Source organism: Arthrobacter sp. Soc17.1.1.1 (assembly GCF_036867195.1).
GTDB lineage: Bacteria > Actinomycetota > Actinomycetes > Actinomycetales > Micrococcaceae > Arthrobacter_D.
In genome coordinates, this window is record NZ_JBAJII010000001.1 from 2,959,900 (window position 1) to 2,983,941 (window position 24,042).

The window sequence follows — 24,042 nt, forward strand, 5'->3', positions numbered from 1 at the left end:
TTCTCCCTTGCGTAGAGCGTGCGTGTCATACGCCTTCCAGCCTAGGAACCCGCGAAACGATAAGCAAGCTGAGCATTTGCGCTGCAGGCTTCGGGGCGCGGTGGTTCAGGACCGCTTCGGGCGGGCACGCACGTGCATCCGCTCCCCCTGCTGGCCGAAGAGGCTGATGAGCTCGACGGGCTTCCCGTCCGCGCTCGCGAACCAGTGGGGTGTCCGCGTGTCGAACTCGGCGGCCTCGCCAGGGCCGAGCACGAAGTCGTTGTCGCCCAGCACGAGCCGCAGGGATCCGTCGAGGATGTAGAGCCACTCGTAGCCCTCGTGGACCTGGGGGTCGGGCTCCGTGCCGCGCGCGTCGCCCGCGAGCACCATCTTGTAGGCCTGCACCCCGCCGGGGCGGCGCGTCAGCGGGATCGCGGTCATGCCGTGGTGGGTGATGGGACGCAGGTGCACGCGGGGATCCCCGGTGGGCGGCGCGCCGACGAGGTCGTCGAGCGGCACGCCGTACAGCCGTGCGATGGGCAGCAGGATCTCCAGGTTGGGGCGCCGCTGGCCCGACTCCAGGCGGGACAGCGTGCTCACGGAGATACCGGAGGCGGCGGACACGTCACCGAGCGTCAGGCTGCGCTGGGCGCGCAGCGCGCGGAGGCGTGGTCCGACGGCGTCGAGCACCGCGTCGAGGTCCGATGACATACGCACATGTTGCCATACCAGCAACAAATATTGCTAGCCTCGCTGCGTCCTGCGCATGCTTGATCCATCAGCACGAGAGAGAGGGACCCCATGACACCCACCAGCAGAGCCTCGAGGGACCGGTACGACGTCGTCGTCATCGGAGGCGGGGCCGCGGGCCTGAGCGCCGCCGTCACACTGGGCCGCGCGCTCCGGTCCGTGGTCGTCCTCGACGACGGCCGCCCCCGCAACGCACCCGCACACGGTGTGCATGGCTTCCTGACCCGCGAGGGCATGAGCCCGCACGCCCTGCTCGATGTCGGCCGTGCCGAGGCCCGGTCCTTCGGTGCCACCCTCATGGACACCTCCGCCGTCACGGCGACGCGCAGCAGCGAGGGCTTCACCGTGGGACTGGCCGACGGCGGGACCGTGACCGGCCGGCGCCTGCTCGTCGCCACCGGCCTCGCCGACGGACTGCCGCCCATCCCGGGGTTGCGGGAGCAGTGGGGTGCCGGCGTCGTGCACTGCCCCTACTGCCACGGGTACGAGATCCGCGGCCGGCGCATCGGCGTGCTCGGCACCGGGCCCCTGTCGGTCCACCAGGCACTCCTGTTCCGGCAGTGGTCGGACGACATCACGCTCTTCCTCCACGACACCGTCGCGCCCACCGAGGAGGACTGGGACCGGCTGGCGGCCCGCTCCATCCGCGTGGTCTACGGGCGCGTGGCGTCGGTGGACGCGGCCGACGGCGTCCTCACGGGAGTCACGCTGCAGGGCGGCCACCGGATGGACCTGCAGGCCCTCGCCGTCGGCACCCGCATGGAGGCACGCAGTGCCCTGCTCGAACCCCTCGGGCTCACCGCCCGGGAGCACCCGTCCGGGATGGGACACGCGCTCGACGGCGGTCCGATGGGGTCGACGGAGGTACCGGGCCTCTACGTCGCCGGGAACGTCACCAACCTCGCCGCGCAGGTGGTCGTCGCAGCGGCCGAGGGGACCATGGCGGGTGCCGCGATCAACGCGGACCTCGTGCAGGAGGAGACGGCGTGGGCCGTCGAAGGAGTCCGCGGGCCGTTCTCCGCCGCGCTCGAGGCGGAGGTCTCGGACCGCGTCCTCGGTGTGCGCCGGCACGGCCTGGCTGACGGTCTGGCTGACGGTCTGGCCGACGGCCCGGCTGACGGGGTGCATCATGGGGTGCAGGGCGGGATGGTCGGCGACGCCGGGCCCGCCGGGACGAAGGCTCGGGAAGGAGTCCGCCGTGCTGGTTGAGTACACGCAGGAATTCTGGGACGACCGCTACCGGCAGCGGCCCCGCATCTGGAGCGGGAGGCCCAACCGGCAGCTCGTCGACGTCGCGGCGGCACTGCCTCCGGGCAGGGCGCTCGACGTCGGCTGCGGGGAAGGGGCCGACGCCGTCTGGCTCGCCTCCCGCGGATGGGACGTGCTCGGCGTCGACGTCTCCGAGGTCGCGATCGACCGGGCCCGCGCGCAGGCGGAGGAACTCGACCCGTCGGTCGCGGGACGGCTCGACTGGCGTCGGGTGGACCTCCTGGCCGAACCCGACCTGCCGGCCGGTCTCGACCTCGTGTCCGCCCAGTTCGTGCACCTGCCCGAGCCGGAGCACTCGAAGGTCTTCCGCTCGCTCGCGGCGCTCGTCCGTGTGGGCGGCAGCCTCCTGGTCGTGGCCCACGACCCGTCGGACCTCCACTCCGGGGTGGGACGCCCCCATCAGGCGGATCTCTTCCATACACCCCAGGAGATCGCCGCACTGCTCGACGACGCCTGGGACCTCCGGATCTGCGAGTCCCGTCCCCGAATGGAGCAGACGTCGGACGGCCGTGACGTGAGGATCAGCGACGCGGTGCTGCACGCGGTGCGCATCCGCTGAGGCGTCCGCAAGATCCCGGGCGGGAGTGGGTACCGCGTGCACTCCCGCCCGGCCCGTCGGTACCCTCGACGGATGCAGTGGATCACCGAGCAGTACGTCAATTTCGCCAGTGTCATCGACGACGTGACCCTCGCCCAGAACCGGCTGACGAGCTCCATGCCGTTCGTGTACCCGCACTTCGCCTCGATGCCCGACGCCCACCTGGGCCTCGGCTGCGCCGTCGGGTCCGTCCTGCCGACCCTCGGGGCGATCATCCCCGCGGCGGTCGGCGTCGACATCGGCTGCGGCATGGTGGCCGTGCGGACGGACCACACGGCACAGGACGTGGCGCGCCTGGACCGCCGCGCGCTGCGGGAGGCCATCGAACGGGCCGTGCCCCTCTCGGCCGGCAACAACAACAAGCGCGTGAGCGCCACGGCGCAGCCGCGCATCGACACCCTCGAGCAGGACGCCCGGTCCGCCGGCTTCGACCCCGCGGGCTACGTGAAACAGTGGCGGCTGCAGCTCGGGACGCTCGGCTCGGGCAACCACTTCATCGAGGTCTCGCTCGACGAGGAGGACAACGTCTGGCTGTTCCTCCACTCGGGGTCGCGGGGCATCGGGAACCGGATCGCGCAGCAGCACATCCGGGCGGCCCAGGACTACTGCGCCCGGCAGTCCATCGGCCTCCCCCACCAGGACCTGGCCTACCTCGAGGAGGGGACGCCCGAGTTCGACCGCTACATCAGTGAGCTCCTGTGGGCGCAGAGGTTCGCCCTGCTCAACCGCGAGGAGATGATGGACCGCGTGGTGCGGCAGTTCACGCACTGGGTGGGCGGCCCGGTGGTGGAGCGCGAGCGCATCAACTGCCACCACAACTACACGCACCGTGAGACGCACTACGGCAAGGACGTGTGGCTCTCCCGCAAGGGTGCCATCGCCGCCGACCCCGGACGCCCCGGGCTCATCCCCGGGTCCATGGGGACCCGCTCCTACGTGGTCACGGGCAGGGGCAACAGGGAGTCCATGAATTCCGCACCCCATGGCGCAGGCCGTGAGTACTCGCGCAACAGGGCCCGGAAGACGTTCACCCAGGACCAGCTCCGCACGGCGATGCGCGGGATCGAGTTCAGGGACACCCCGGCGTTCCTCGACGAGATCCCGGCCGCCTACAAGGACATCGACGTCGTCATGCAGGACGCGCGGGACCTCGTGGACGTCCGCCACACGCTCCGCCAGATCATCAACGTCAAGGGCGACTGACCGGCCCCACCGATGATGGGGCGGCAGCCGAACGCCGACGGCCTGCTGACATCGCTCTGGATCATTTCAGGTGGCGCGTACCGGCCCGCGATGATTCTGTGCCCTCCGTTCCGTCTGAACGATCGAACCAGAAGGCCCCTCGAGCGACGGGATGCAGGACATGGGACGGATCAGCGTTACCGAGAGCATCACCCTGGACGGCGTCATGCAGGGCCCCGGCCGGCCGGACGAGGACATGCGCGGCGGCTTCACCCGGGGTGGGTGGGGCGAGGGCTACCAGGATCAGGTGTCCCTGCAGTTCATGAGCGAAGGCATGGCCGGAGGCGGGGTGATGCTGTTCGGCCGACGGACCTATGAGGACGTGCTCGGCCACTGGACGTCGGCCACCGAACCCAATCCGTTCACCGACTACCTGACGCAGGTGCAGAAGTACGTGGTGTCCCGCTCGGCCACCGCCGGGTTGGCGTATCCGCAGTCGGTCCTGCTTGCTGGCGATGCCCGTGGGACGGTCCGCCGGCTGAAGGACGACACGGACGCGGACATCACGATCCTCGGAAGCGGCGAGCTGGTCCGCGCCCTGCAGGAGGCGGATCTCGTGGACGAGTACATCCTCCAGATCCATCCCATCGTGCTCGGGTCGGGATCCACGCTGTTCGGGGCCTCCGACCGCAGGAACCTGACGCTCGTGCGGTCGGTCACCACGACCACCGGCGTCATCATCGCCCACTATGCCGTCGATCGGCCCTCCTAGGGGACGGCGCCGGCAGCTGCCCGCCACCGTCCGAAACTCGGACCCGCCGCGAGGAGCCCTCGCTGGTGCCGAGCGGAGGGACCAGGTGGTCCTTGGGTCGACGGGCAGCGGGAGAAACAGGAAGACCCCCGGGATCTCGAGGATTCCGGGGGTCTTTCTGTAGCGGTGGTGGGACTCGATCCCACGACCTCACGATTATGAGTCGTGCGCTCTAACCAGCTGAGCTACACCGCCCTAAATGAGGCTGCCCGTACCGATCTGATGATCGCCACGGGCCCCTCATTCATGAGCCCCCCACCGGAATCGATCCGGTGACCTCGTTCTTACCAAGAACGCGCTCTACCACTGAGCTAGGGGGGCAACAGCAAGAAACTTTACCAGTTCCCGGCCGTTGGTGCGAAATCGGCAGCCGCCCGGACGGACGGATCTCCGATTCCGCATCGGACCCGTGCACGCACGGGTCCGATGGGTACCGCTAGTTGGGGCCTACCACTGCTCGGACTGCGCGGAGGAGCGTCCCGAGCCCGCCCCGGCACCCTTCGCGGAGCGGGGCTTGCGGGTGGCGTCACCGGAGAACCGGGTGTCGCCGTCGCGCTTGGGGAAGTCCTTCTTGAAGGGCTTCTTGAACTCGCCCGCACCGCGGTTGCCCGCGGGCTTGCGCCCCTTGTCGAGCTCGAGGTGGATGAGCTCCCCGCCGATGCGCGTCCTGGAGAGCGCACGCAGCTGGTCCGTGGACAGGTCCGCGGGCAGCTCCACCAGGCTGTGGTCGGCACGGATGTCGATGCCGCCGATCTGCGAGGAGGACAGTCCGCCCTCGTTGGCGATCGCACCGACGATCGAGCCCGGCATCACGCGCTGGCGACGGCCGACCGCGATACGGTAGGTGGCGTTGCCCTCGGTGAGCGTGCGCGTCGGGCCACGGGACCCGAAGGCGTCCTTGCGGCCTTCGGCGCGCTCGCGCTGTCCGGCGGGAGCGACGGGGATGTCCTGGACGAGGATCGGCTGGCCGTTCTGCGCCATGACGGCGAGGGCGGCGGCGATCTCCGCGGCGGGGACGTCGTGCTCACGCTCGTACGTGGCGATGAGGTCGCGGAACAGTGCCACGTCCTTGCCTGCCAGCGTCTGGGTGATCCTGTCCGCGAACTTGCTGAGGCGCAGCTCGTTGATCTTCTCCGTGGAAGGCAGCTGCATCTGCTCGACCGGCTGGCGCGTGGCCTTCTCGATCGACCGCAGCAGGTACTTCTCGCGGGGGGTGATGAACAGGATCGCGTCACCCGAGCGCCCTGCACGGCCGGTGCGGCCGATGCGGTGGACGTAGGACTCCGTGTCGTTCGGGATGTCGTAGTTCACGACGAGCGAGATGCGCTCCACGTCCAGCCCACGGGCGGCGACGTCCGTGGCGACGAGGATGTCGATCTTGCCGTCGCGGAGTGCCTCGACGGTACGCTCGCGCTGCTGCTGGGGGATGTCGCCGTTGATGGCCGCGGCCGAGAAGCCCCGTGAACGCAACTTGTCCGCCAGGTCTTCGGTGGCCGCCTTGGTGCGGACGAAGGCGATGATGCCGTCGTAGTCCTCCACCTCGAGGATGCGGGTCATCGCATCGAGCTTGTGCGGGCCCATGACCTGCAGGTAGCGCTGACGCGTGTTGGTGCCCGTCGTGGTCTTGCCCTTGACCGAGATCTCGGCCGGATCGTTCAGGTACTTCTTCGCGATCCGGCGGATGGCCGGGGGCATGGTGGCGGAGAACAGTGCGACCTGCTTCTCCGCAGGCGTCGAGGCGAGGATCTTCTCGACGTCCTCGGCGAAGCCCATGCGCAGCATCTCGTCGGCCTCGTCGAGCACGACGTACTCGAGGTTGGAGAGGTCCAGGGAACCCTTCTCGATGTGGTCGATGACGCGGCCCGGGGTACCGACGACGACCTGCGCGCCACGGCGGAGGCCGTTGAGCTGGGGGCCGTAGGGCGATCCGCCGTAGACGGGGAGGACGGTGAACCCGTCCATGTGCTTGGCGTAGGACGTGAAGGCATCGGCCACCTGGAGCGCGAGCTCGCGGGTCGGTGCGAGCACCAGGACCTGCGTGTTCTTGCTGGGGCCGCCGTTGACGTCGGCGAGTTCGGCCATCTTCGACAGCGCGGGGACGGCGAACGCGGCGGTCTTGCCGGTGCCGGTCTGCGCCAGCCCGACGACGTCGCGGCCTTCGAGCAGCGCGGGGATGGTCGCTGCCTGGATGGGTGAGGGCTTCTCGTAGCCGAGGTCGTTCAGCGCGGCGAGGATCCGGCCGTCGAGGTTGAGCTCGGTGAAGCGGATGTCCACGCCGTCGTCGTCGGACTTCGCTGCGGGAACCGCAGCGGTGGTCCCGGAGACGGGGGTGGTGTCGATGTTCTGCTCGGACAGGTTTTCAGGCACGGAGAGAATTCCTTCAGGTAGGTGCCGGACGGCCTGACAGGAAGGAGCCCGCAGTGCCGAATGAACATGGAAATCCGGCGCTGTTTCAATCCCGAGGCCGAACTTCCTCGTCACACCGTGGTCTCTGCTCTCACAGCAGTGATGTGTGACTTTTCTTCGCCGGCGCTCCCTGATGAATCTGCTCGCGAGTCTGTGCTCCGAGCCCCAACACAACCTATCCGGCCCCGAGGGGCGGAAATAAAGGGAATACCGGTGTGGGGGATACCTCTAGTCTACGGCACGTCCACCCCCGGCCAGTCACCGGGGACGACGTCGGGCGCGTGACCTTCGGCACGTCAGGCCGGGGAGGCGACCCTGAGTCCCTGCAGCGCGGCCTTCCGCACCTGCGGCGTGAGGGCGGATCCGGCGTCGAGCAGCCGCTGTGCCTGCTCCCCGTCGAGTCCTGCATAGACCTGCGCGGCCGTGATGCCGTGCTCGGGGACGCTGACGAGCCTCACGGTGTCACCCGCCGCGATGCTGCCCTTCGTCACGACGCTGAGGTACGTGCCGACGCGGTTGGCCTCGGCGAAACGCCGCACCCAGGACCGCTCCCCCAGGTAGCGGGCGAAGTTCACGCACGGCGTGCGCGGCATGGTCGTCTCGAGCACCACCTGGTCCCCGATGGCCCATCGCTCGCCGATCACCGCGTTCGAGGCGTCGATGCCGGCCACGCGCAGGTTCTCCCCGAAGAGCCCAGGCGGGATGTCGCGGCCGAGCTCACGGGCCCAGTAGTCGGCGTCGTCCTGCGCATAGGCGTAGAGGGCCTTCGTGGGGCCGCCGTGATGCTTGCGGCTGGCCTGGACGTCGCCGGTGAGCCCGAGCGGATGCACGGCGACCGGCCCGTCGACCGGCCTCTTGTCGATCGCGGTCACCCCCGTGGAATCCTTCGTGGGCAGCAGCCCGTGCACGCGGCAGACGGCGAGGAGGGTGCCAGTGGTCATGGCCACCATCCTAGGTGGCGCCATGCGTCCGGGTCTCCGCCGTTCACGGTTCGAACCGATACCCCATGCCGCTCTCGGTCACGAGATAGCGGGGAGCACCAGGATCCGGCTCGAGCTTCTTGCGCAGCTGCGCCATGTACACGCGGAGGTACTGCACGTCCTTCGCGTAGGCGGGACCCCAGACATCGAGCAGCAGCTGCTGCTGCGAGACGAGCCTGCCGGGATGCGCGATCAGCCTGTCGATGATCTTCCACTCCGTCGGCGTGAGCCGGACGTCCTTGCCGTCCCTGACCACGCGCCGCGCACCGGCATCGAGGGTGAAGTGGGGGGTCGTGACGACCGGCGCCTCCGCCTCGACGGCCACGCGTCGGGCAGCAGCCCGGAGGCGCGCGAGCAGCTCGTCGAGACCGAAGGGCTTCGTCACGTAGTCGTCGGCACCGGCGTCGAGCGCGTCGACCTTGTCCTGCGATCCGTGCCGCGCCGAGAGCACGATGATGTGCACCTGCGACCAGCCGCGGATGCGGCGGATGACCTCGACGCCGTCGATGTCCGGCAGGCCGAGGTCCAGCACGACGATGTCCGGGTGGTGCTCCGACGCCGCGGCGAGAGCCGTCTCCCCGTCGACGGCCGTCACGCACTGGTAGCCGTAGGCACGAAGGTTGATCTCGAGGGCGCGGAGGAGCTGCGGTTCGTCGTCGACCACCAGGACACGGGTCACAGGCCCGCTCCCGTCGAGAGGGGCAGGCGGATCACGAGGGTCAGGCCGCCCCCGGGCGTCTGCTCGGCGTCGATCACCCCGCCCATCACCTCGGTGAAGCCCTTGGCCACGGCCAGGCCCAGCCCCACGCCGGCGCCCGACGGGGCGTCGTCAAGGCGCTGGAACGGGCGGAACATGGCCTCCACGTCGTCGCGGGACACGCCGTGGCCGTGGTCGATCACCCGCAGCTCGCCGGCCGGGAAACCGTTGACGAGCGCCTTGCCCGTGCCGCCGATGGAGGCGGTGACCTCGATCGGCGCACCGGGCGCGTACTTGACGGCGTTCTCGACGATGTTCGCGAGCACACGCTCGAGCAGGCCGGGATCGGCGTCGACGGCCGGCAGGTTCGGCGGGATCATCACGCTCACCCGGTCCTCGGCCACGTCGGCGAGGGCGGGCCCGACGACGTCGGTCCACTTCAGCGGCCGCAGGTGCGGGTTGACGGCGTCACCGGTGATGCGCGACATGTCGAGGAGGTTGTTCACGAGCGCGTCGAGCCGGTCGGAGTAGTCCTCGATGGTCTCGAGCAGTTCGTCCTCGTCCTCCTGGGAGAAGGTGACGTCGGACCGCCGGAGGCTGCTGACGGCGAGCTTGATGCCGGCGAGCGGCGTGCGGAGGTCGTGGGACACCGAGCGCAGGATCGCGGTGCGCATCACGTTGCCCTCCACGAGCCTCCGGTTGGTCCGGGTGCTCGCCAGCAGTTCCTGCCGCTGGAGCATGGACCGCAGCTGTCCGGCGAACGCGGTCAGCAGGCCGCGCTCCCGCCCCGACAGCTGGCGCCCGTACAGCGCGAGGGAGAAGTCGCCGTCGACCGGTTCGAGCACCGTGGCGCTGTCCGGTGTCCAGGTGCCCGTGGGCGCCCGGTTCGCGGATGCATCCGCGTCGTCGGGGCGGGGCCGGGCCCGCACGGCGAGCGCCTTCCGTTCCCGCGGGGCCGCGGCCGCCGAGGTACCCGGAGTGCCATCGCCCGGACCGTCCGGACCGTCCGGACCGTCCGGACCGTCCGGACCGTCCGGACCGTCCGGACCGTCCGGACTGTCGGGACCGGCCGTACGAGCCGGACCGGCCGACGGCTGCGCCGGCCCGAACAGGGCCACCGCCTCGACGTCGAACTGCACCTGGACGTGGCGCAGGAAACCCTGCAGCGTGTCCTCCTCCGCCAGCACGCCGCGCGCCAGCTCGCCGAGCAGGGCGGCCTCCTGCTGCGCGAGCACCGCCTCGCGGGACCGGCGGGCCGAGAGCCCGACGACGAGCGACACCGCGGTGGCGACGGCGATGAAGATCAGCACCGTGACCACGTTCTCCGCGTCGGAGATCTCCAGGGATCCGAAGGGCTCCGTGGAGGTGTAGTTGAGGATGATGCTGCTCCACAGCGCCGCGAGCAGGGCGGGCCACAGCCCTCCGATGAGCGCGACGGCGATGACGCCGGCGAGCTGGAACAGGACATCGACCGCGAGCAGCGAAGCGCCCACCGTGAAGACGGCGGCCTCGAGCAGCGGCGGGAGGATCAGGGCGACGGCGCAGCCCGCAATGACCCGCGACCGGCTGACGGGCGCCGCGAGGGTACGCCGGGCCGCGGCGGCCATCAGCGGGTACGGGTGCCGGGGGCGGCGTCGTCGGGCAGGAGGCCTGCCCCGGGGTCCGCGGCTGTACCCGACGCGGCTGTACCCGACGCGGCTGTACCCGACGCGGCTGCGTCCGGGAGGTGACCCGGCCCGCCCGCCGACCGCAGGTGCAGTGCGCGTGACAGGAGCACCCAGAAGACCGTGATGGCGAGCGCGCAGAACACACCGGCACTGGATGCCATGAGCCAGACGGTGGTCAGCTGCGAGTTGAGGTCCTCGGCACCGAACAGCAGGCCGATGGTCTTCGGCGAGTAGACGAAGACGGGCAGGGTGACCACGAACAGCACGGCCGCCGTCGTGCGGTGGGCCCGCAGGTCCGCGGGCAGCCCCGCGGCCTGACCGGCGAGGACCGCGAGGACCACGACGATCCACACCCAGTGGTGGGACCACGAGATGGGCGAGATGAGGAGCATGAGCAGCGACGTCATGGCGATGGGCAGGAAGCGGTCGCCGCGGCGCAGCGAGGTCCTGATGACGTACGCGGTCGCGGCGACGAGCAGGAGGGACACGACGAGCCAGGGAACGGTGGCGGGGAAGTCGGGGCCGAGGAAGTGGAGGAGGGCGCCGCGCACCGAGAGGTTGTCCACATAGCCCTCGCCGCCGATGCGCCCGGTGTCGCGGAGCATCTGCAGCCAGTACGTAGCCGATTCGCCCGGCAGGAGGACGAACCCGAGCGCGATGGTCCCGAGGAAACCCGCCGCCATGGTGAACAGCTGCTTCCACTCGCCGCGCACGAGGAAGTACAGGCCGAAAACCAGGGGCGTGAGCTTGATGCCGGCGGCGATGCCCGTGAGCAGGCCGGTGGGCATCCGCCGGTGCGGACCGGAGAGCAGGTCGGCGGCGATCATCGCGAAGAGCAGGATGTTGACCTGCGAGAAGGCCATCGTCTCGCGCCACGGGCCGAGCAGGCAGACCAGGCCGGTGCCTGCGATCGCGAGGGGCAGGGCCGTCGGGTGGGCGGCCACGTCCCTGAGGCTGCGGAAACCGCCGAGGTACCGCGTCACGAGCAGCGACGTCGCGGCGGCGATGAGCACCGACACGCCCACGAAGAGGATGGCTCCGGTCTCCGCGCTCACGAGCGTCAGGACGGTGAAGGCCAGGGCCGCGAACGGCGGATAGGTGAACAGGAGCGAGCCCTTGCCCTCCCCGAAGGAGCGCGTGTAGAGCGAGCCGTCGCCGTCGACCACGGACTGTCCGCCCATGCGGTAGACCCTGAAGTCGAGGCCGATGAAGTCGGCCCAGGTGAACGCCCACAGGGCCAGGGCCGCGGCCACGACCACCGAGGCGACGAGGCCCAGCGCCCGGACCGTCGCCGGAGAACTGCGCTGGCTCATGCTTTCCTTCCGAAGGGCGTGCTGATTCGACCGGCCGGGCGAAGCCCGGGAACGGCTCATCCAGTGTAGGCACGGCCCCGGGGTGCCGCCCGCGGGCGGGTATGTTGGAAATCACCCTGCCCTCCTGTGAAAGGCCCCTGCACCGATGTCCTCCCCCAGCGGAACCACCCCTGCCGCTCCCCTCACCGCCATCACGAACGCTCATGTCGTCCCGATCGACGGCGAGCCCTTCGACGGCACGGTGGTCGTCGAGGACGGCCGCATCACGGCCCTCGGCCCGTCGGTCGCCGTGCCCGACGGCGCCACCGTGATCGACGCGGACGGCAAGTGGCTGCTCCCGGGCTTCGTCGACGCCCACGTCCACCTGGGCACCCACGAGGAGGGCGAGGGCGCGGCCGGCGACGACACCAACGAGATGACCGAGCCGAACACCGCCGGTGTGCGCGCCATCGACGCCATCAACCCCTACGACCCCGGTTTCGACGACGCCCTCGCGGGCGGCGTCACCACGGTCAACGTGAACCCCGGGTCGGGCAACCCGATCGGCGGGCTCGCCGTCGCGCTCCACACGCACGGGCGCTACCTCGAGGAGATGGTGCTGCGCTCCCCCAGCGGCCTGAAGTCGGCGCTCGGCGAGAACCCCAAGCGCGTGTACGGCGCCAAGAACAAGATGCCGTCCACGCGGCTCGGCACCGCGCTCGTGATCCGCGAGGCGTTCATGAAGGCCCAGAACTACATGGGCAAGGCGGACGAGAACGCACGCGATCCGCACCTCGAGGCCCTCGCCATGGTCCTGCGGCGCGAGATCCCCTGGCGCCAGCACGCGCACCGCGCGGACGACATCGCCACCGCGCTGCGCATCGCCGACGAGTTCGGGTACGACCTCGTGCTCGACCACGGCACCGAGGCGCACCTGCTCGGCGACGTCCTGGCGGAGCGCGGCACGCCCGTGCTCATCGGTCCCCTCTTCACCACGAAGTCCAAGGTGGAGCTGCGCGGCCGCTCCCTGGCCAACCCGGGCAAGCTCGCGCGGGCCGGCGTGGAGATCTCGATCATCACGGACCACCCCGTCATCCCGATCAACTTCCTGGTGCACCAGGCCACGCTCGCGATCAAGGAGGGCCTGGACCGGGAGACGGCGCTGCGCTCCATCACGATCAATCCCGCGAAGGTCCTCGGCCTCGCGGACCGTCTCGGGTCCCTCGCCGTCGGCAAGGACGCCGACCTGGTGCTGTGGAGCGGTGACCCGCTCGACGTCATGCAGCGCGCCCTGCAGGTGTGGATCGGCGGTACGGAGGTCTACTCCTACGACACCGGGACGCGCAGCGGCACCGTCGCTCCCCGGGGCTAGGCGCCAGCCGTGGCGAAGCCCCTGCCGCCCCGACCCTTCACCCTGCGCGCCGCGATCGTCCTGTGGCTCGTGATCGCGGTGCTGCTGCTCGTCGCGGCCGGCACGTTCGTCACGTCGGCCGCGGTGCAGGATCTCGAACGGGCCGGGTTGATCGGGCTCGGTGCGCTCTTCGGGGCGCTGGCCGTCCTGCAACTGCTCCTGCTGCTGCCGCTCCGGCGGGGCAGGAGGGGCGCTCGGGAGCTGCTGAGCACCATCGGGATCATCGTCGGCGTACCGATCGTCGTGCGCGGGACGCCGGGCCTGTCCCTGATCGCGGGGGCGATGCTCGTCGCCGTGCTGCTCATGTGGCTGCCGCAGAGCAGCGACTACTTCCAGCTCACCCAGCCGAAGGCGAAGAAGCGCCTGCGGTGGCCGGGGTCGCGCTAGCAGCCGGCCCGGACGCGCGGAAGGCCCCTCCCGCGGGAGGGGCCTTCCGTGTGTCGGAGCTCAGCGCAGGGCCGAGATGGCCTGCTCGAGGTCGGCGATCAGGTCCTCGATGTCCTCGATACCGACGGACAGCCGGATGAGGTTCTCCGGGACGGCCAGTTCGGTGCCCTTGACCGAGGCGTGCGTCATGTCGGACGGGTAGTTCATCAGCGACTCGATGCCGCCGAGGGACTCGGCGAGCAGGAAGACGTGCGTCGATTCCGCGACCTTCTTCGCGGCCTCGGCCCCGCCCTTGAAGGTCACGGAGATCATGCCGCCGAAGTCCTTCATCTGGGCGGCCGCGAGGTCGTGCCCCGGGTGCTCGGGCAGTCCGGGGTAGTAGACGCGGTCCACCTCGTCCTGCTCCTGCAGCCAGCGGGCGATGGCCGTCGCGTTCGAGGAGTGGCGGTCCATCCGGACCCCGAGCGTCTTGAGCCCACGCGTGGTGAGCCAGGCCTCCATCGGCGCGGAGACCGCTCCGACGGCGAACTGCACGAAGCCGATCTTGTCGGCGAGCTCGTCGTCGTCCACGACCACCGCGCCACCGCTGGCGTCCGAGTGCCCGCCGATGTACTTGGTGGTCGAGTGGACCACCACGTCGGCACCGAAGGTGAGCGGCTGCTGCAGGTACGGCGACGCGAAGGTGTTGTCGACGACCAGGAGGGCCCCGGCGTCGTGCGCCAGCTGCGCCGTCGCGGCGATGTCCGTGATCTTCATCATCGGGTTCGACGGCGTCTCGACCCACACCATCTTCGTGTTGTTCGCGGCGATAGCCGCCTTCACGGCCACCGGATCCGCCATGTCGACCGCGGTGTTGGTGATGCCCCACTGGGACAGCACCCGGTCGATCAGGCGGTAGGTGCCCCCGTACGCGTCATTCCCGAGGACGATGTGGTCGCCCGGTCGGAGCGCGGCGCGGATGAGCGCGTCCTCGGCGGCGAGACCCGACGAGAAACTGAAGGCGTGCTTGCCGCCCTCGAGTGCGGCGAGCTGCACCTGCAGCGCGTCGCGGGTGGGGTTGCCGCCACGGCCGTACTCGTAGCCGTTGCGCAGCTTGCCGATGCCGTCCTGCGCGAAGGTGGTGGTCTGGTACAGCGGCGGGATCACCGCTCCCGTGGTGCGGTCGGGGGTCTGGCCGGCGTGGACGGCGCGGGTGTTGAAGCCCTGGGCGGAGTGGGTCACGATGCTCCTGGAATTCGGGGGGTGATGATTACTTGCTCATGTATGTCAGCAAGTCGTGGCGCGTAAGAATTCCCACGGGCGACCCGACGAACGTCACCATCAGCGTGTCGCTGTCCTGGAGGCGCTCGCGCGCCGTGCCGATGGATTCGAGCGACCCGATGAGGGGCAGCTTCGCGTCCATGTGCTCCGAGATCTTGTCCGTCAGCTTCGCCTCGCCGTGGAAGATCTTCGCGGTGAGGGAGCGCTCGTCCACCGATCCGAGCACCTCGCCCATCTTCACGGGAGGTTCCTGCGACAGCACGGGGATCATGGAGACGCCGTACTCGTCCATGATCGAGATGACATCGCGGACGGTGTCGGTGGGGTGGGTGTGCACGAGATCGGGCATGGCCCCGCTCTTGGTGCGCAGCACGTCGGCCACGCTCGTGTCGACGCCGCTGTCCATGAAGCCGTACGACCTCATCCAGTCGTCGTTGAAGATCTTGCCGAGGTAGCCGCGGCCACCGTCGGGCAGCAGCACCACGACGACGTCGTCCTCGGTGAGGTCCTTGGCGACGCGCAGCGCCGCGACGACGGCCATGCCGCAGGACCCGCCGACGAGCAGGCCCTCCTCGCGGGCGAGCCGCCGGGTCATCGCGAAGCTGTCGGCGTCGGTCACCGCGTGGATCTCGTCGGGCACGGACGGGTCGTAGGAGTCCGGCCACATGTCCTCGCCGACGCCCTCGACGAAGTAGGGGCGCCCGGTGCCGCCCGAGTAGATCGAGCCGTCCGGATCGGCGCCGATGATGCGCACGGGGCCGCCCTCGCGGTCGGCCGAGACCTCCTTGAGGTACCGGCCGGTGCCCGTGATGGTGCCGCCGGTGCCGACGCCGGTCACGAAGTGCGTGAGCCTGCCGTCGGTGTCGTCCCAGATCTCGGGGCCCGTGGTCTCGTAGTGGCTCAGCGGCCCGTTCTGGTTGGAGAACTGGTCGGGCTTGTAGGCGCCGGGGATCTCGCGGACGAGTCGGTCGGAGACGCCGTAGTAGGAGTGCGGGCTGTCGGGGGCGACGGCGGTCGGCGTGACCACGACGTCCGCGCCGTAGGCCTTGAGGACGTTGCGCTTGTCCTCGCCAACCTTGTCGGGCACCACGAAGACGCACTTGTAGCCGCGCTGCTGCGCCACGAGGGCGAGTCCGACGCCGGTGTTGCCGGAGGTCGGTTCGACGATGGTCCCGCCGGGCTTGATCTTCCCCTCGGCTTCGGCCGCGTCGATGATCTTCGCCGCGATGCGGTCCTTCACCGACCCGCCCGGGTTGAGGTACTCGACCTTCGCGAGAACGGTTGCTCTGATGCCGTCGGTGACGGAGTTGAGCTTGACCAGCGGGGTGTTGCCGATCAGGTCAACGATGGAATTGGCGTACTTCATGCGTACAACGCTACCGGCTGCCGCGCCCGCCGCCGCGCCGCCGTTACGCCGCGGGACGCCCGGCACCCGTGGAATACTTTCCCGCGGAACGGAGACCGCCCTTGACTCGTCACATTGCCCTGCGCGCGGTCCTGCCGGCGCTCGCGGCGGTCTGCGTCGTCACCGGGCTCCTTCCCGGCCCCGACGCCGCGGAGCTGTGGACCCGTATCTGGCCGATCCTGCTCTTCGTCACCGCCATGACCGTCGTCACGGATCTCCTGTTCTCCGCGGGGGTCTTCGAGCGCGTCATCGCCGCCTCCGCGCGCCTGGCCCGCGGTCGCGTGCTCGCGCTGTGGCTGGTCGCCGTCCTCCTCGCGGTCGCGTGCACCGTCTTCTTCTCGCTGGACACGACTGCGGTCCTGCTCACCCCGCTCGTGGTGCTCCTCGCGCGCAGGGCCGGACTGCCGCCGCTGCCGTTCGCCGTGACGATCGTGTGGCTGGCGAACACGGCGTCCCTGCTCCTGCCGGTGTCCAACCTCACCAACCTGCTGGTACAGGAGCACCTCGGCCTGAGCCCTGCCGCCTTCGCCGGGCTCGTGTACGGGCCGGCGATCGTCGGCGTCGTGGTGCCGTGCATCGTCCTGTTCCTGATCTTCCGGCGACAGCTCTCCGGCACCTTCTCCCCAGCACCGGCGCGCGCGGCAGCGGACCCGGTGCTGCTGGCCTGGGGCTATGCCGTCCTCGCGCTGCTCCTCCCCGCCCTCGTCAGCGGCCTGCCGGTGGCGGTGAGCGCGAGCACGGGGGCCGTCGTCCTGACCGTCGTCTTCGCGGTCCGGCGTCGGGACGCGCTGACGTTCCGGCTGATCCCCGTCGCACCGCTCGTCCTGGCACTCAGCCTCTTCGTGCTGGTCACGGCCGCGCACGCCCAGGGCCTGGACTCGTTCGTCGCTCCGCTCGCCGGGGACGGCGAGGAGTTCGTCGACCTGCTGCAGCTGGCCGCCGTGGGCGCGGCCGGTGCCAACGCGGTCAACAACCTGCCGGCCTATCTCGCCCTGGAACCGGTGGCCGCGTCTCCGCTGCGCCTCGCGGCGCTGCTGATCGGGGTGAACCTCGCCCCGCTCGTGACGCCGTGGGGCTCGCTCGCGACGCTGCTCTGGGCCGAGCGGCTGCGCTCGCTCGGCATCTCGATCCGGTGGGTGCCGTTCGCCCTGGCCGGGCTGCTGGTCACGGCCGTGCTGCTGCCGGCCGCCGTCCTCGTGCTGTGGCTCGGTGCGGGAGCCTAGGCTGGGACGGTACGCCGGACGCCCAGAAGGAGAGCCAGCCATGACGAACACCTACAGGATCGCGGTCATCGCGGGGGACGGCATCGGCAAGGAGGTCATGCCGGAGGGGCTGCGGTCGCTGCAGGCGGCGGCGGACCGGTACGGGTTCGCGGTCGACGCCGTCGAGTTCGACTACGCCAGCGCCGACTACTACCTGGAGCACGGGCAGATGCTGCCCGACGGCTGGTTCGAGGAACTGCGGGGCTTCGACGCGATCTTCTTCGGTGCGGTCGGCTGGCCCGACGTCGTGCCCGACCACGTGTCGCTGTGGGGCAGCCTGCTGCAGTTCCGGCGCCATTTCGACCAGTACGTCAACCTGCGCCCCGTGCGGCTGCTCCCGGGGATCACGAGTCCCCTCGCGGGCAGGGAGCCGGGCGACGTCGACTTCTACGTGGTCCGCGAGAACACCGAGGGCGAGTACTCGAGCGTGGGCGGCAGGATGTTCGAGGGCACCGACCGCGAGACGGTCATCCAGGACACCGTGATGACCCGCACGGGCGTGGACCGCATCCTCCGGTACGCCTTCGACCTCGCGCGGAAGCGGGAGAAGAAGCACCTGACCTCGGCGACCAAGAGCAACGGCATCTCGATCACCATGCCCTACTGGGACGAGCGGGTGGAGGCGATGGCCGCCGGCTACGACGACGTGCGGACGGACAAGTTCCACATCGACATCCTCTGCGCGAACTTCGTCCTGCATCCCGACTGGTTCGACGTCGTGGTGGCCAGCAACCTCTTCGGGGACATCCTCTCGGACCTCGGGCCCGCCTGCACGGGGACGATCGGCGTGGCACCGAGCGGCAACATCAACCCGGACCGCACCTTCCCCAGCCTGTTCGAACCGGTCCACGGCTCCGCGCCGGACATCGCGGGCCAGGGCATCGCCAATCCGGTGGGCCAGATCTGGAGCGCCTCGATGATGCTGGAGCACCTCGGCGAGGCGGATGCCGCCGCCGGGATCCTCGCGGCCATCGAATCGGTGCTGGCCACCGGTGGCGACGCACTGACGCGCGACCTCGGCGGGACGGGGACGACGTCGTCGCTCGGCGCGACGATCGCATCGGCCGTCGCGGGGCAGGCCTAGCGCCCGGCACCCTCGGCGGTGAGGTCCCACTGGCGGGCTCCCGCGGCAGCTGCGCCGAGGGATTCGACCACGCTGCGTGTGCGCTCCCGCACGGCGGCCTCCTGCTCAGGCGACGAGCACGCACCCGCCGGCCGGTCCGGAGCGAGGGAGCACCAGCGGTAGGGCCCGGCGACGATCAGGGACGGCAGCCAGTCGAGTCCGGAGACCGACCAGGCGCCCGCGCCGTCCCGGCTGAAGCGGGCCCGGACCATCAGCCCCTCGTTGTTGACCTCGTAGGTCGGTGACAGCTCCGTCACACCGTTCCCCAGGCCGTACACGATCCAGGTGCCGTTGTACCGCTCGATGGGCAGGACCGAGTGGGTGTGGTGTCCGTAGACGAAGTCCACCTGGCCGCTGTCGGCGAGCGCGTGCGCGGTCTCCGTCTGCTGCGCGTTCGGGCGGGAGGCGTACTCGTCGCCGGCGTGCACGGCCGCGATCACGATGTCGGCTCCCTGCGCCCTGGCGGCCCTGGCCTTCGCGATCATCGCCGGTGCGTCGAGCATGTCCACCCGCCAGGGCTGATCGGCCATGAGGCCGTTGAGGCCGTAGGTCGCGCCGATGACCGCGACCCTCGCCTCCGGACCGTCGAGGATCAGGGGCCGCGCGGCGTCCGCGTCGTCGGCATAGGATCCGGTGTGGCCGAGGCCCGCCGCGTCCAGGGCCGCGAGCGTCCGCTCCACCCCCTCCGGGCCCTGGTCCATCGAGTGGTTGCTGGCCGTGGTGCAGACGTCGTAGCCGACCTCCCTCGCGGCGCCGATGATCTGCGGTGGCACGTCGAACCGCGGGTATCCCGCGAACGGCCCGCCCGCGTCGGCCACGGGTGTCTCGAGATGGCAGACCCCCAGCGTGGCGGTCGAGAGGTAGGGGCGCTGGTCCGCGAGCAGCGGCTCGAAATCGAGCGGGAGCCTGCCCGTCACCATCGCGTCCGCCGCAGCCTGCTCCCACAACTGCGGGTGGACGAGGAGGTCCCCCGTGACGACGATGCTGGCGCAGTCCTCGCATGCCGCGGGAGTCACGGGGGACGGCGTCGACGGGGTCGCCGGGGTCGTCGGGGTCGCCGGGGTCGTCGGGGTCGTCGGGGTCGCCGGGGTCGCCGGAGCAGGAGCCGGCGTCGTCGTCGGTGCCCGGTCCGGGGCCGACGGCGGAGGCCCGCTCCCCGCGCCCTCCTCCGCCCCGCCCCCGGTACACCCGACGCAGAGCAGGACCGCCCCGAGGAGGACGGCGAGACGCCCTGTCAGGCCGGGCGGCCGACGTCCCGTCCCGGGCGCGCGCAGGGAGGAGCCGCTCGCCCCCTCGCTGCGCGGCTCCGCCATCTGCTGGTCCTCACGATTCCACCGGATGCCCGATGGTACTCCCGCGCCCCTCCCGCGTGGGGCGGGGTGACACGCCGTCGGAGCCCGGTCCGCCGTCGGCATCGTGACACCATGGATGCATGACCATCGCCCCCGCCGTCGTGCCCGCGGGCGCGGAGGCCGCGGAGTGGCACCCCGACGGCCCCTACAGCCTGGCCGGCACGGTCGGCACCCTGCAGTGCGGCCCGCACGACCCCTCCTTCATCGTCCAGGGCCCCGACCACTGGCTCGCGTACCGCACGGCGGACGGGCCGGTGACGCTGGTCCTGCAGCAGCGCGGCTCCCTCAACGACTGTCGCATCCGGGCGACGGCGTGGGGCCCCGGGGCGGCCCTGGCCCTCGAGAACGTCCCCCGCCTGCTGGGCGCCGACGACGACTGGAGCGCGTTCGACGACGCAGCGTTCTCGGCGACGCTGCCCGATCTCGCCCGGAAGGGCAGGTACCTCAGTCCCGGGGTGCGCCTGCCGGCATCGGGCCGCATGCTCGACACCATCGTCCGGGCGATCCTGGAGCAGAAGGTCACCAACCTCGAGGCGAAGCGTTCCTGGCGCTACCTGCTCACCCGCTACGGTGATCCCGCCCCCGACGCCGGGGGCCTGGCCCCCGCGGGGCTCCGCCTGCCCCCGACCGCGGAGCAGTGGCGCCGCGTCCCCTCCTGGGACTGGCACAAGGCCGGGGTGGACGCGAAACGGTCGACGACCATCCTGAAGGCCGCGCTCGTGGCGAGCGGCCTCGAGCGGCTCGGGTCCCAGCCGGGCGGTGACGCGGTCCGCGCAGGGCTGCGCTCCGTCCCCGGTATCGGCGTCTGGACGGTGGCCGAGGTCGTCCAGCGGACGCACGGCTGCCCCGACTCCATCTCCGTGGGCGACTACCACCTCGCGGCCTTCGTCGGAGCCGCCCTCACCGGACGGCGTACCGACGATGCCGGGATGATCGAGCTCCTCGCGCCGTGGAAGGGCCAGCGCCAGCGCGTGGTCCGGACCCTGTACGCGAGCGGCTTCCGGAAACAGGCCTACGGCCCCCGCCTGTCCCCCGAGGACCACCGCCGCCGCTAGGGTGGGAGCATGACCCGACCCGTAGACGTCACCGCTGTTTTCATCCCCCTCGACGGCGAGTTCTTCCGCGTGAAGCTCGCCCTGGACATCGCCATCGAACAGGTGGTGCAGGAGCCGGGCTGCATCCGTTACGAGATCACCGAGGCCCAGGAGCACCGGATCGTCCTGACCGAGCAGTGGGAGTCCACCGAACTGCTGGACACGCACCTGCAGGGACCCGCCGTCCAGGACCTCGGCGAGTCGCTGAGCGCGCTGCTCGCCCGGCCCGCGGACGTGGTCCGGTCGGACCGCGCCGCGTGACCCATGACGAAGAAAGCCCCGCACTCGACGAGTGCGGGGCTTTCGTGGTTCTCGGGACGCCTACTGGGCGTCGGCGGCGGGGGCCCCGCCGGCTGCCTGCTGCGCGATCTGCTCGTGCACGGCCTTCATGTCCAGGCTCTTCACGGCCTCGACGAGCTCACCGAACTGGGTCGCGTTGAGCGCGCCGGGCTGGGAGAAGACGAGGACCTTCTCGCGGAAGGCCATGAGCGTGGGGATCGAGGTGATCCCCGCGGCGGCGGCGAGCGACTGCTCGGCCTCGGTGTCCACCTTCGCGAAGGTGACGTCGTCGTGCTGCTGCGAGACGGCGTCGTAGACCGGCGCGAACTGCTTGCACGGCCCGCACCAGTCGGCCCAGAAGTCAACGAACACGATGTCGTTGCCCTCGATGGTTTCCGGGAAGCTTGCCTCGGTGATATTGATTGTCGACATCCCTCAACGCTAGCGACCCGCGCACCCCCTTGTCAGGCCTGTTCGCTACCGATGAAGAATTCCCCCCACGAACCGAAGGACGCACACGTGACCGATGACCCCTATGATCTCGCGCGCTTCGTCGAGGCACAGGACGCCCGGGGCACCTACCCGCAGGCGCTCGACGAGCTGCAGCGCGGCCGCAAGACCAGCCACTGGATGTGGTTCGTCTTCCCGCAGATCGCGGGGCTCGGGAGCAGTCCGACGGCGGTGCGGTATGCCATCGGCTCGCTCGACGAGGCCCGTGCATACCTGGCGCATCCCGTCCTGGGACCCCGCCTGCTGGAGAGCGTCCATGCACTGCTCAACCTGGACGGGAGCGATCCGGTCGCCGTGTTCGGCGGGATCGATGCCCGCAAGCTGCAGTCCTCCCTGACGCTCTTCGACCAGGCCGCTCCGCAGGAGCCGTGGTTCAGGGCGCTGCTGGACCGGTACTACGGCGGGGCGGAGGACCCGGCGACGACGTCGATCCTGGCGGGCTGACGCCGTCGGCCCGTTCCGCTCCTAGGCCTCGGCGGCGTGCGTCAGCGAGGCCCGGCCGGCGAACACGACGGCGCCCGCCACGAGCACCATGACCGCTGCCACCGCGTACGTGGTCCGCGGGTCGTAGATCTCGGCCAGCTTCGTCGCCGCGAAGGGTGCGAGGGCACCGCCCAGCCACCGGACGAAGTTGTAGCCGGCGGAGGCGACGGGCCGCGGCGCATCGGAGACGCCCATGGCCAGTTCGGTGTAGAGGGTGTTGTTGATGCCGAGCAGGGCGCCCGAGACGACCACCAGGACGACGACGGCGGTCACGGAGCGTTCCGCGGCCACGGCGAGCCCCGCGAGGACGAGCGCCAGCCCGCCGAGGGTCAGGAGCAGCACGCGCGTGGTGCCGAGCAGGCGCTGCAGCACGGGCGCCACCACGACCGAGAAGACGGCGACCATGAGGCCCCAGCCGAAGAAGACCGCACCGATGCCGTACGCGTCCATCCCGAGCACGAAGGGCGTGAAGGCGAGGATGGTGAAGAATCCGTAGTTGTAGAACAGGGCGCTGGACGCGGTGGTGCGCAGGCCCCTGTGGCCGAGTGCGACCAGCGGGTCCCTGAGGGACGTCCTCGCGGCCGGCGCCGGGGTGGCCGGCAGCAGGACGGCCAGGGCGACGAACGCCGCGGCCATGAGGGCCGCCGTCCCGAAGAACGGTGCACGCCACTGCCAACCGCCGAGGAGGGCACCGAGCAGGGGGCCGAGCGAGATGCCGAGGCCGAGGGCGGCCTCGTAGAGGATGATGGCGGTCGCGGTGCCTCCGCTGGCGACACCGACGATCACGGCGAGCGCCGTGGCCACGAAGAGGGCGTTGCCGAGGCCCCAGCCCGCCCGGAAGCCGACGAGGGTGGAGACGTCGCCCGAGAGCCCGGAGAGCGACGCGAAGACGACGATGAGGCCGAGCCCGAGCAGGAGCGTCTTCTTGCCGCCGATGCGCGAGGAGATGAAGCCGGTGACGAGCATCGCCACGGCCGTGACGAGGAAGTAGCTCGTGAAGAGCAGCGACACCTGGCTCGGCGAGGCGTCGAGGTTCTCGGCGATGGCAGGGAGGATGGGGTCCACGAGACCGATGCCCATGAAGGCGAACACGGCCGCGAGGGCAGTGGCCCAGACGGCCTTGGGCTGGCGGAAGAAGGACCGGTCTGCCGGGACCGACGCGGGTCGTGCTGCGTGCGCCGGGCCCCTGTACGTGTCACGGTCGGTCTTGCGGGTGGTCACGCGGGTGGTCACGCGGATGCTCCTAGGTGGTTCAGGTGGTTCAGGTGGTTCGGATCGCTTCGAGGAGGTATGCGGAGGCGCAGGGATGCTCCTGAGGAGGCCCCTGGGCCGGCTCAGGTGGCGGAGGTCAGCTTCTCGATGACGGGCAGGGCTGCGGCGAGCGTGGCCCTCTCGTCCTCGTCGAGCCGGTCGAGCAGTGCGGCGACGCGCTCGTTGCGGCGCGCGCCGGCCGCCGTCCAGGCGTCACGGCCCTTGTCGGTGAGCTGCACCAGGACGGCGCGGGAGTCGGTGGGGTCCGGCTGCCGGCGGACGAGGCCGGCCTGCTCGAGCTTGATGATCTGCTCGGTGGCGGAGGGCACCCGGACGCCGAGGTTGGCGGCGACGCGGCTCACGCGCAGCGGCTCCTCGGCGGCCATGCTCAGCGTGCTCATCTGCATGGTGGTGAGCTCCCCGTCGCTGTCCATGGAGCGGCTGAGATAGACGGCATGGCGCAGGGTGGTGCGGAAGGACTGCGCGAGCTCGAGCAGCCGGGAATCCGTGGAGAGGCTCATAGTTAGGTAGCCTAACAGTTCTGGCCCCGAAAGGCAAGATGCGCGGCCGTGCGGTCCGGGTTAGCGTGGGACG

General features: G+C 70.6%; 23 protein-coding genes and 2 tRNA genes. 11 read left to right on the plus strand and 14 right to left on the minus strand.

Features of this window, described 5'->3' with window-relative positions; all coding sequences use genetic code 11:
• Nucleotides 1–105: 105 nt before the first annotated feature.
• On the minus strand, nt 106–690 hold the full coding sequence (locus tag V6S67_RS13695; RefSeq protein WP_334210749.1) for a helix-turn-helix domain-containing protein: 585 nt from the start codon (nt 688–690) through the stop codon (nt 106–108).
• Nucleotides 691–780: 90 nt separating this feature from the next.
• On the opposite strand from V6S67_RS13695, the gene V6S67_RS13700 reads away from it, so the two are divergent.
• The 4 genes from V6S67_RS13700 (at nt 781) to V6S67_RS13715 (ending at nt 4,550) form a co-directional block, all read left to right on the plus strand.
• A complete protein-coding gene (locus V6S67_RS13700; protein ID WP_334210750.1) occupies nt 781–1,938 on the plus strand; it encodes an NAD(P)/FAD-dependent oxidoreductase in 1,158 nt (385 codons plus the stop codon).
• Entirely contained in the window at nt 1,928–2,557 is a 630-nt protein-coding gene (locus V6S67_RS13705) for a class I SAM-dependent methyltransferase (protein ID WP_334210751.1), read from the plus strand. The genes V6S67_RS13700 and V6S67_RS13705 overlap by 11 nt, the downstream gene beginning before the upstream one ends.
• 72 nt (nt 2,558–2,629) lie before the next feature.
• Nucleotides 2,630–3,799, plus strand: a complete 1,170-nt coding sequence (locus V6S67_RS13710) for an RtcB family protein (protein WP_334210752.1) — start codon at nt 2,630–2,632, stop codon at nt 3,797–3,799.
• A gap of 160 nt (nt 3,800–3,959) precedes the next feature.
• Nucleotides 3,960–4,550: a dihydrofolate reductase family protein gene (locus V6S67_RS13715; protein ID WP_334210753.1), complete on the plus strand. Its 591-nt coding sequence runs from the start codon at nt 3,960–3,962 to the stop codon at nt 4,548–4,550.
• Between the two features lie 160 nt (nt 4,551–4,710).
• Here the strand turns inward: V6S67_RS13715 and V6S67_RS13720 are convergent.
• From V6S67_RS13720 to V6S67_RS13750, 7 genes are all read right to left on the minus strand, one after another.
• A tRNA-Met gene (locus V6S67_RS13720) sits at nt 4,711–4,784 on the minus strand.
• 54 nt (nt 4,785–4,838) lie between these two features.
• A tRNA-Thr gene (locus tag V6S67_RS13725) sits at nt 4,839–4,910 on the minus strand.
• Between the two features lie 126 nt (nt 4,911–5,036).
• A complete protein-coding gene (locus tag V6S67_RS13730; protein WP_334210754.1) occupies nt 5,037–6,956 on the minus strand; it encodes a DEAD/DEAH box helicase in 1,920 nt (639 codons plus the stop codon).
• A gap of 335 nt (nt 6,957–7,291) precedes the next feature.
• Nucleotides 7,292–7,936 (minus strand): MOSC domain-containing protein, encoded by a 645-nt coding sequence (locus V6S67_RS13735; RefSeq protein WP_334210755.1) that lies wholly within the window; start codon nt 7,934–7,936, stop codon nt 7,292–7,294.
• A gap of 43 nt (nt 7,937–7,979) precedes the next feature.
• Complete coding sequence (locus V6S67_RS13740; protein WP_334210756.1) at nt 7,980–8,654, minus strand: response regulator; 675 nt, start codon at nt 8,652–8,654, stop codon at nt 7,980–7,982.
• The gene (locus V6S67_RS13745; RefSeq protein ID WP_334210757.1) at nt 8,651–10,279 is read right to left on the minus strand and encodes an ATP-binding protein; all 1,629 of its coding nucleotides are present in this window, start codon (nt 10,277–10,279) and stop codon (nt 8,651–8,653) included. The genes V6S67_RS13740 and V6S67_RS13745 overlap by 4 nt, the downstream gene beginning before the upstream one ends.
• Nucleotides 10,279–11,652 carry a glycosyltransferase 87 family protein gene (locus V6S67_RS13750; protein ID WP_334210758.1) on the minus strand — a complete coding sequence of 458 codons (1,374 nt, stop codon included), beginning with the start codon at nt 11,650–11,652 and terminating at the stop codon, nt 10,279–10,281. Before V6S67_RS13750 ends, V6S67_RS13745 begins: the two co-directional genes overlap by 1 nt.
• 145 nt (nt 11,653–11,797) lie before the next feature.
• On the opposite strand from V6S67_RS13750, the gene V6S67_RS13755 reads away from it, so the two are divergent.
• Both V6S67_RS13755 and V6S67_RS13760 read left to right on the plus strand, forming a co-directional pair.
• Nucleotides 11,798–13,003, plus strand: coding sequence for an amidohydrolase (locus tag V6S67_RS13755; protein WP_334210759.1), 1,206 nt, complete (start codon nt 11,798–11,800; stop codon nt 13,001–13,003).
• Between the two features lie 9 nt (nt 13,004–13,012).
• Nucleotides 13,013–13,429, plus strand: a complete 417-nt coding sequence (locus V6S67_RS13760) for a hypothetical protein (protein ID WP_334210760.1) — start codon at nt 13,013–13,015, stop codon at nt 13,427–13,429.
• Between the two features lie 60 nt (nt 13,430–13,489).
• Here the strand turns inward: V6S67_RS13760 and V6S67_RS13765 are convergent, their stop codons facing one another.
• Nucleotides 13,490–14,650 carry a cystathionine gamma-synthase gene (locus V6S67_RS13765; protein WP_442884808.1) on the minus strand — a complete coding sequence of 387 codons (1,161 nt, stop codon included), beginning with the start codon at nt 14,648–14,650 and terminating at the stop codon, nt 13,490–13,492.
• A 28-nt stretch (nt 14,651–14,678) separates the two neighbouring features.
• On the minus strand, nt 14,679–16,055 hold the full coding sequence (locus V6S67_RS13770; protein ID WP_334210761.1) for a cystathionine beta-synthase: 1,377 nt from the start codon (nt 16,053–16,055) through the stop codon (nt 14,679–14,681).
• Between the two features lie 101 nt (nt 16,056–16,156).
• On the opposite strand from V6S67_RS13770, the gene V6S67_RS13775 reads away from it, so the two are divergent.
• Both V6S67_RS13775 and V6S67_RS13780 read left to right on the plus strand, forming a co-directional pair.
• On the plus strand, nt 16,157–17,317 hold the full coding sequence (locus tag V6S67_RS13775) for an SLC13 family permease (protein WP_334210762.1): 1,161 nt from the start codon (nt 16,157–16,159) through the stop codon (nt 17,315–17,317).
• A 40-nt stretch (nt 17,318–17,357) separates the two neighbouring features.
• Complete coding sequence (locus V6S67_RS13780) at nt 17,358–18,440, plus strand: tartrate dehydrogenase (RefSeq protein ID WP_334210763.1); 1,083 nt, start codon at nt 17,358–17,360, stop codon at nt 18,438–18,440.
• On the opposite strand, the gene V6S67_RS13785 is transcribed toward V6S67_RS13780, so the two are convergent.
• On the minus strand, nt 18,437–19,792 hold the full coding sequence (locus V6S67_RS13785; RefSeq protein WP_334210764.1) for a CapA family protein: 1,356 nt from the start codon (nt 19,790–19,792) through the stop codon (nt 18,437–18,439). The genes V6S67_RS13780 and V6S67_RS13785 overlap by 4 nt on opposite strands.
• Nucleotides 19,793–19,911: 119 nt before the next feature.
• Here V6S67_RS13785 and V6S67_RS13790 point away from each other — a divergent pair, with 119 nt between their 5' ends.
• Entirely contained in the window at nt 19,912–20,886 is a 975-nt protein-coding gene (locus V6S67_RS13790) for a DNA-3-methyladenine glycosylase family protein (RefSeq protein WP_334210765.1), read from the plus strand.
• Between the two features lie 9 nt (nt 20,887–20,895).
• Entirely contained in the window at nt 20,896–21,186 is a 291-nt protein-coding gene (locus V6S67_RS13795; RefSeq protein ID WP_334210766.1) for a putative quinol monooxygenase, read from the plus strand.
• Nucleotides 21,187–21,246: 60 nt separating this feature from the next.
• Here the strand turns inward: V6S67_RS13795 and trxA are convergent, their stop codons facing one another.
• On the minus strand, nt 21,247–21,636 hold the full coding sequence (gene trxA, locus V6S67_RS13800; protein WP_334210767.1) for a thioredoxin: 390 nt from the start codon (nt 21,634–21,636) through the stop codon (nt 21,247–21,249).
• A 51-nt stretch (nt 21,637–21,687) separates the two neighbouring features.
• On the opposite strand from trxA, the gene V6S67_RS13805 reads away from it, so the two are divergent.
• Nucleotides 21,688–22,158, plus strand: coding sequence for a DUF1810 domain-containing protein (locus tag V6S67_RS13805; protein ID WP_334210768.1), 471 nt, complete (start codon nt 21,688–21,690; stop codon nt 22,156–22,158).
• A gap of 21 nt (nt 22,159–22,179) precedes the next feature.
• Here V6S67_RS13805 and V6S67_RS13810 read toward each other — a convergent pair whose 3' ends face one another.
• Entirely contained in the window at nt 22,180–23,430 is a 1,251-nt protein-coding gene (locus tag V6S67_RS13810) for an MFS transporter (protein ID WP_334210769.1), read from the minus strand.
• Nucleotides 23,431–23,531: 101 nt separating this feature from the next.
• Nucleotides 23,532–23,969: a MarR family winged helix-turn-helix transcriptional regulator gene (locus tag V6S67_RS13815; protein ID WP_334210770.1), complete on the minus strand. Its 438-nt coding sequence runs from the start codon at nt 23,967–23,969 to the stop codon at nt 23,532–23,534.
• Nucleotides 23,970–24,042 lie beyond the last annotated feature (73 nt).